Source organism: Campylobacter sp. MIT 97-5078 (assembly GCF_006864455.1).
Taxonomy (GTDB): Bacteria; Campylobacterota; Campylobacteria; order Campylobacterales; family Campylobacteraceae; genus Campylobacter_D.
The window spans coordinates 1-7,089 of sequence record NZ_QHLK01000024.1 but is presented as its reverse complement, the minus strand read 5'-3'; the positions used below and the strand labels follow the sequence as shown (position 1 = coordinate 7,089).

The 7,089-nt window shown below is 38.0% G+C and carries 6 protein-coding genes; 1 reads left to right on the top strand and 5 read right to left on the bottom strand.

Annotated elements, in window-relative coordinates; translation table 11 throughout:
• Window positions 1-390: 390 nt before the first annotated feature.
• Genes prpD through DMB91_RS08450 form a run of 4 tightly spaced genes read right to left on the bottom strand, consistent with a single transcriptional unit; the run spans window position 391 to window position 5,762 of the window.
• On the bottom strand, window positions 391-1,845 hold the full coding sequence (gene prpD, locus DMB91_RS08465; protein ID WP_034906369.1) for a 2-methylcitrate dehydratase: 1,455 nt from the start codon (window positions 1,843-1,845) through the stop codon (window positions 391-393).
• A 10-nt stretch (window positions 1,846-1,855) separates the two neighbouring features.
• Window positions 1,856-2,983 carry a citrate/2-methylcitrate synthase gene (locus tag DMB91_RS08460; protein WP_034906372.1) on the bottom strand — a complete coding sequence of 376 codons (1,128 nt, stop codon included), beginning with the start codon at window positions 2,981-2,983 and terminating at the stop codon, window positions 1,856-1,858.
• Window positions 2,980-3,855: a methylisocitrate lyase gene (gene prpB, locus DMB91_RS08455; RefSeq protein WP_034906374.1), complete on the bottom strand. Its 876-nt coding sequence runs from the start codon at window positions 3,853-3,855 to the stop codon at window positions 2,980-2,982. Before prpB ends, DMB91_RS08460 begins: the two co-directional genes overlap by 4 nt.
• Window positions 3,852-5,762, bottom strand: a complete 1,911-nt coding sequence (locus DMB91_RS08450) for a propionyl-CoA synthetase (RefSeq protein ID WP_034906377.1) — start codon at window positions 5,760-5,762, stop codon at window positions 3,852-3,854. The genes prpB and DMB91_RS08450 overlap by 4 nt, the downstream gene beginning before the upstream one ends.
• 234 nt (window positions 5,763-5,996) lie before the next feature.
• Here DMB91_RS08450 and DMB91_RS08445 point away from each other — a divergent pair, with 234 nt between their 5' ends.
• Window positions 5,997-6,917 carry a helix-turn-helix domain-containing protein gene (locus DMB91_RS08445; protein ID WP_034906379.1) on the top strand — a complete coding sequence of 307 codons (921 nt, stop codon included), beginning with the start codon at window positions 5,997-5,999 and terminating at the stop codon, window positions 6,915-6,917.
• A 66-nt stretch (window positions 6,918-6,983) separates the two neighbouring features.
• Here the strand turns inward: DMB91_RS08445 and DMB91_RS09180 are convergent.
• Window positions 6,984-7,089, bottom strand: a 106-nt coding sequence (locus DMB91_RS09180) for a hypothetical protein (protein WP_260604902.1), incomplete at its 5' end; no start/stop codon positions are given.

The window sequence follows — 7,089 nt, the reverse complement described above, 5'->3', positions numbered from 1 at the left end:
TTGCGCCTGGAAGTGGGGATTTGGCTGCAAATTTAGCCCTTGATGCTCGCTTTATCTATACTATCGATCCTTCCATTGTCTCACTAGAAATATCAAAACAATAAAAAACTATCAAACTTAAAATGCAATTTAGCTTAATTTTGTTTAAAATTTTAGTTGTAGCTATGAAAAATGAACTATTTTAAAATATAAAGTGAAAATATTTTTATGAATTATGAGCAAACACTCTCTAAAATTACTTAAACGAATCGTGTTAAACCAGCCCAAATTTAACTAAGTGAAAAGTAAAACCAAGAGAAACGTTGTGATGAAAGGCTCATAAACGCTTCTTTTTTTGCAAAATGAATTTAAGCTAAACATCGATTTTTAAATTTAAACATGTCAATAAACTTACCCAAGCCAGAACAAATCGCTAAATTCGTTAAAATCCATAGCTTCTAAGCTGCTTTGATTTTCACAAATTTTAAGGATTTTTTCGCATTGTTTTGGAGCAAATTTCACAGCTAAGTTTGCCTTGAATTTCTCCATTAAAACAGGTATCCCCTCGCTTCGACGTCTTTTGTGTCCTATTGGGTATTCAACTTCTATTTTTTCAGTTTTTGAGCCGTCTTTAAAGAAAACTTGCACCGCATTGGCTATGCTTCTTTTATCCGCTTCTAAATACTCTTTTGTGTAGCGTTCATCAACCTCAACCACCATTTTTTCACGCAATTTATCTATGCGAGAATCTCTTGCCACACCCTCTTCATAATCATCAGCAACCAAACGTCCAAAAATGAGCGGCACAGAGACCATATACTGTATGCAGTGATCGCGGTCAGCTGGATTGTCGAGTTTGCCAACTTTATTGATAATTCTATGTCCTGATTCTTGCGTAGTAATGATGATTTTTTCAACCTCATCTAAGCGGTTTTTCACTTCATTGTGAAGTTTTAAGGCTGCTTCAACAGCAGTTTGTGCGTGAAATTCTGCCGGAAATGAAATTTTAAAAAGCACATTTTCCATTACATAAGTGCCAAATTCTTGCGGTATAGTAAGCTTTTGCCCTTTCATTTTCACATCTTCATAGCCCCAAAATGAAGCTGAAAGTGCAGACGGATAGCCCATTTCGCCTTTTTTTGCTTTCAAAGCTAAATCCACGCCCCTGCTTGAAGCGTCCCCTGCCGCCCAGCTTTTGCGAGAACCTGTATTTGGTGCGTGGCGGTAAGTTCTTAAAGCACCCCCGTCAATGAAAGCGTGTGAAACAGCGTTTCTAATCTCTTCAAAATCACAACCCAAAAGCTTAGCAGCCACCGCAGCACTTGCAATTCTAACAAGCAAAACATGATCCATTCCCACTTTGTTAAAACAGTTTTCAAGGGCTAAAACGCCTTGAATTTCGTGGGCTTTTATCATCGCTTTTAGCACGCAACCCACTTTTAAAGGGGCTTTTGCTTCGCTTAAATTTTTACGGCTAACATAATCAGCCACCGCCCAAATCGCACCTAAATTATCGCTTGGATGCCCCCACTCAGCCGCAAGCCAAGTGTCGTTAAAATCAAGCCATCTTATCATAGCACCGACATTAAAAGCCCCGCGAATCGGCTCAAGCTGATAAGAAGTGCCGGGTACTTTTGCTCCCAAAGGTCTAAATTCAGCCCCCTCAACACTAGGTCCTAAAAGCTTGGTGCAAGCGGGGTATTTTAAGGCTAAAAGCCCACAACCTAAGGTATCAAGCAAACAATACCTAGCCGTTTCTAAGGCTAAATCGCTGGTGATTTTGTATTCATCAGCGTATTTTGCTATTTTTGTTAAAAGCTCGTCAAACTCTGGTCTTTTGGTTTCTAAAATTCCCATATTACTCATTTTTTCTCCTTTATCTTTGTGTGATTTTTATGAAATTTCTTGGCTCAGGTCCTATATAAGTGCTACTTGGACGAATGAGCTTATTGTTAGCCCTTTGCTCTTTAATGTGCGCACACCACCCAGAAACACGGCTCATTATAAAAATAGGCGTGAAATAATCCGTTGGTATTCCCATAAAATAATAGGCAGAAGCACTATAAAAATCCGCATTTGGCGGTAAATTTGGCTTCTTTTCTTTCATTAAATTTTCAATCGCCTCACTAACTTTAAACAACAAAGTATCCCCGCCTAGTTTTTTGCTCCACACTTTAATCAAAGCATTTCTAGGATCTCCACCAGTCCCATAAATTCTATGTCCAAAGCCCATTAAAAGCTCTTTATTTTCAAGCTTTTTATTCACGCCATCAATAGCTGCTTCAACACTTGAAAAGCCTTCTATCAGGTGCATAGCTGCTTCGTTTGCTCCGCCGTGTAAAGGCCCTCTTAAAGCCCCAATCGCTGCTGCTACACTTGAAAAAATATCGCTTTTTGTTGAAGCACAAATTCGAGCTGTAAAAGTTGAAGCATTAAATTCATGTTCTGCATAAAGCACGAGCGAGCAGTGCATAGCCTTAATAAATTCATCGCTTGGTGCTTGAAGCTCTAGTTTTTCTAAAAAATATCCTGCTATGCTTTTTTGAGCGGAGTTAAAGTCTATTTCTCTGCCAAAATTTGCATAATGATGCCAATAGCAAAGCACACTGGGCAAAACGCCCAAAAGTCTGATAATCTTTTCATCTTGGTCTTTAAAATCGTCACTCTCAGGCTCTAAACTTCCAAGAGCAGCTACCGCACTTTGCATTAAATTCATAGGGTGAGCTGTCTTTGGAATAGCCCTTAGTACAGCTTTTAAATTTTCATTTAAAGCACGACTTGCTATGATTTTTTCCTTATAGCTTTCAAGCTCTTTTGAAGTTGGCAACTCGCCATATTGCAAAAGAAAAGCCACTTCCTCAAAATCGCAGTTTCTTGCTAAATCCTCAATCGCATAGCCATAGTAATTAAGCCCATTTCCAAGCCCACAAGTGCAAATCGCACTCTCACCAGCAATCACCCCTGCTAAACCACCTTGCTTTTTTGCTGCTTGGCTCGCACTCATTTTTTACCTCCTTTAAAAAGTTCATCTAGCTTATCTTCGTAAGCGTAATAATCAAGCATTTCATAAAGCTCTTCTCTAGTTTGCATCAGTTCTAAAACATCTTTTTGATGTCCATTTTTAAGTATGCTCTTATACACTTTAACCGCTGCTTGATTCATCGCACGATTTGCAGAAAGTGGATAAAGCACCATAGAAATTCCCACCTCTTTAAGATCCTTTGCACTAAAATAAGGCGTCTTACCAAATTCTGTGATATTTGCCAAAACAGGTACTTTAATGTTTTTGGTAAATTCTTTATATTCCTCTAAGCTGTGAATTGCCTCAGCAAAAATCATTTCAGCCCCCGCTTCCACATAAGCAGCTGCCCTTTGGAGTGCTTTTGCTTGTCCCTCAATAGCGTGTGCGTCAGTTCTTGCCATAACCACAAATTCACTATCTATCTTAGCATCCATTGCAACTTTAATTCTATCGCACATTTCAGCAGTGCTTACAAGCTCTTTATTGGGGCGGTGTCCGCATCTTTTTTGCACGACTTGATCTTCAATATGCACGGCAGCTGCACCTGCTCTTGTCATTTCTTTAATGGTTCTTGCTATGTTAAAAGCTCCACCAAAACCTGTATCAACATCCACAAGCAAAGGCGTATCTACCCTTGAAGTAATGCGTCTCACATCTATGCAAAAATCCTCAAGCCCAACTATACCAAGATCTGGCAATCCATAACTCGCACTAGCCACGCCAGAACCTGAAACATAAATTGCTTTAGCCCCAAGTTTGGTCGCTTGTAAAGCAGAATAAGCATTTACTGCACCTAATATCAATAAAGGTGAGCTCTCCTTTAAAGCCTGTCTAAATCTTTTTCCTGCACTCATCTTTTCTCCTTTTTTGAAATTTGTGGATAACCAAGTTTATTAATAGCCTCCTCGCAATGCTTTAAAACACCCTCATTTTCAATAGTAGCTGGAATTTTGTAATCTACACCATCGGCTATTTCTCTTAGTGTTTTTCTTAAAATTTTACCACTTCTTGTTTTTGGTAAAGAATCAACTACACAAGCGATTTTAAAACTCGCCACAGCACCTATTTCTTGCCTTACCAAAGCCGCAACCCCATCAACTATGCCTCTATGATCCCTTTCTATACCACTTTTTAGCACGATAAAGCCCATAGGAATCTCACCTTTTAACTCGTCATTTACACCTATTACAGCACATTCTGCCACATCTGGATGCTTTGAGATAATCTCTTCCATTTCTCCTGTTGAAAGCCTATGTCCTGCGACATTGATAATGCCGTCCATTCTGCCAAGCACATACACATAGCCGTCCTTATCGATATAGCCTGTATCACCTGTTGCATAATAGCCCGGAAATTGATCCAAATAACCTCTTCTATACCTTTCATCATTTTCCCAAATTCCCATTAAGCTCGCAGGTGGCAAAGGAAGTTTAAGACATAAAGCACCTTTTTTTTCAGCACCTAATTCTTTGCCGTTTTCATCAAGCACTTTTAAATTAAAGCCGGGCATTGGTTTTGTAGGGCTTCCGGGCTTTATGGGTTGGGGTTCAAGACCCATAGGATTTGCCGCAATTGCCCAACCTGTTTCAGTTTGCCACCAATTATCAATCACAGATTTTTTAGTGATTTTTTGTATCCATTTCAGCGTATCGCTATCACATCTTTCTCCTGCGACAAAAACAGCCCTTAAACTCTCTAAATTAAATTTCTTTATCCATTCAGCCTTTGGGTCCTCCTTTCTTATCGCACGAAAAGCAGTTGGCGCAGAAAAAAGCACATTAACCTTATGTTCTTCTATCATTCTCCAAAAAGCACCCGGATTTGGTGTTCTTACAGGTTTTCCCTCGTAAAGCACTGTAGTAGCTCCATTCATCAAAGGACCATAAACGATATAAGAATGTCCCACAACCCAGCCCACATCACTGGCTGTAAGCATTACATCGCCTGATTTTATATTATAAATATTATCCATAGACCATTTCATTGCCACAGAATGCCCGCCATTTGACCGAATCACACCTTTTGGAGAGCCTGTCGTGCCTGAGGTATAAAGTATATAAAGCGGATCGGTCGCATCAACAGGCACAGGATCAACTCCCTTAGTTTTTTCCTCTTCACTTTCCCAATCCACATCGCGCCAAGGAAGCATATTTGCCTTAAATTGCGGTCTTTGCCAAATAATGCACGAGGTAGGCTTGTGGCTTGATTTTTTAATGGCTTCATCTAAAATAGGCTTGTATTCTACGATATTGCTCACTTCAATGCCACAACTTGCACTCATGACAACGCGTGGTTTTGCATCTTCTATCCTAGCAGCAAGTTCGTGTGCAGCAAAGCCTCCAAAAACAACACTATGAATAGCCCCAAGTCTGGCACAAGCAAGCATTGCAATCACAGCTTCAGGTATCATAGGCATATAAATGACAACCCTATCACCCTTTACAATACCTTTATTTGCCAAGATTCCAGCCACTTTTGCCACACGCTCACGTAGTTTTTTATAGCTATATTTTTTCTTTGTATCTGTAACAGGAGAATCATAAATTAATGCTATATTATCGCCTCTTCCGTGATGAATGTGTAAATCAAGGGCGTTATAGCAAGTATTCATACAACCTCCTACAAACCACCTATAATGCTCCCCACTAGAGTCAAGCACCTTGTCCCATTCATTATACCAATGCACTTTTTTTGCAGCCTCAGCCCAAAAATTCTCAGGATCGCTAATGGATTCTTGATAAGTTTTTGCGTAAATACTCATAGACTTGTCCTTTCTTAAAAGATATAAGCAGTATAAAAAAATTTTATTTATTAAATCAATGCAAATTTAAAAGGCATATTGTTTAAATTTGTAACTAAAATGTAAAATTTGTATAAAATTTGTGCAAAATTTATAAATTTGTATGATTATTTGTATAAAATTTCTCCAAATAAAATGCAAAATTTAAAAATAATTTGTTACTAAAAGTAATATTAAATAAACTTGGAGCTAAAGATGCTAAATCATAAAGAAAGACTAAAAGAGATTTTTAATAAATCGGGGCTTAGTTTAAGCAAATTTGCCACCCTTTTAGGAAAAGATAGAAGAACCCTTGCTTCTTGGCTTGAAAAGAATGAAAAAAAGGAACTTGATGAGGGCGTGAAGAATAAAATTTGTGAACTTTTTCGCTATCCAAAAGAAATTTGGCATAGCGACAGAGCACATTTTTTCTCGCTTTTAAACGGGCTTAAAAATGAGGAATTAAAAGTGATTGATGAGGGTTATATTGGTGGTTTAAAATATATTTTTGAAAATGAAAACGAGGGTGCGACCATACTGCATCCTGCCTTTCCAAATCCAGCTTATAGAGACTTTATCGTGCCTTTTGTGTATCAAAATATAGACAGTGAAGAGGCAAAAATTTACCGAAGAAAAAGAGGTGAGAAAATGAGGGACTACTCATTTGCAGCGAGTGAGTGGTATAGTATAAAATCCTTGCTTGAGTTTTGCTTTTCTCCTATAGGAAATTTTTACACAAAGGAACAAAAGATAGCGATTTTAGAGCTGATGATAGCGACTTTTAAGGACAATTTCAACAAGACTTTGTATTTTTTTGATTCTTATGATAAAAAAATTTATGGGCTTGAGATGTTTTATCTTTCCATAAATGTGAAACAAAATTTAATGTTTTTTAAAGCCCCGCTTGAAATGCTTATTGTAGAAATTCGTAACACTTCTTTAATAAGAAAAATTCATCATCACTACACAAACGCCCAAAAATGCCCCGCTCACATCGCTCCAAAAGATGCCTGTTTTATAATGCAAATTCTTACAAATTGTTTAAAAGGGAACTTAAATTTAGGTCAAACTTGCGACATTATCGAACGCCAAAGCAGTTACGGGGAGTTGTTTTTTAAAACCTTGAGCATAAGTTAGTTACACAATTTTCATTGAATTAGTTTGGGCAGGGTTTATTTCACAAAGTTCTCATTAAGATCAAATTCATTCATTTCTTAAAGTATCAAGCACATCAACCTCAGTAGCTTTTTTGGCTGGATAATACGAGCTTAAAGCCACGATTAAACCTGCTCCTATAAGCGTAAGCGTA

Bases quoted from the DNA above. Each gene is read 5' to 3' on its own strand.
- prpD (WP_034906369.1), bottom strand. From the start codon at position 1,845: ATGAGTAATATGGGAATTTTAGAAACCAAAAGACCAGAGTTTGACGAG.
- DMB91_RS08460 (WP_034906372.1), bottom strand. From the start codon at position 2,983: ATGAGTGCGAGCCAAGCAGCAAAAAAGCAAGGTGGTTTAGCAGGGGTG.
- prpB (WP_034906374.1), bottom strand. From the start codon at position 3,855: ATGAGTGCAGGAAAAAGATTTAGACAGGCTTTAAAGGAGAGCTCACCT.
- DMB91_RS08450 (WP_034906377.1), bottom strand. From the start codon at position 5,762: ATGAGTATTTACGCAAAAACTTATCAAGAATCCATTAGCGATCCTGAG.
- DMB91_RS08445 (WP_034906379.1), top strand. From the start codon at position 5,997: ATGCTAAATCATAAAGAAAGACTAAAAGAGATTTTTAATAAATCGGGG.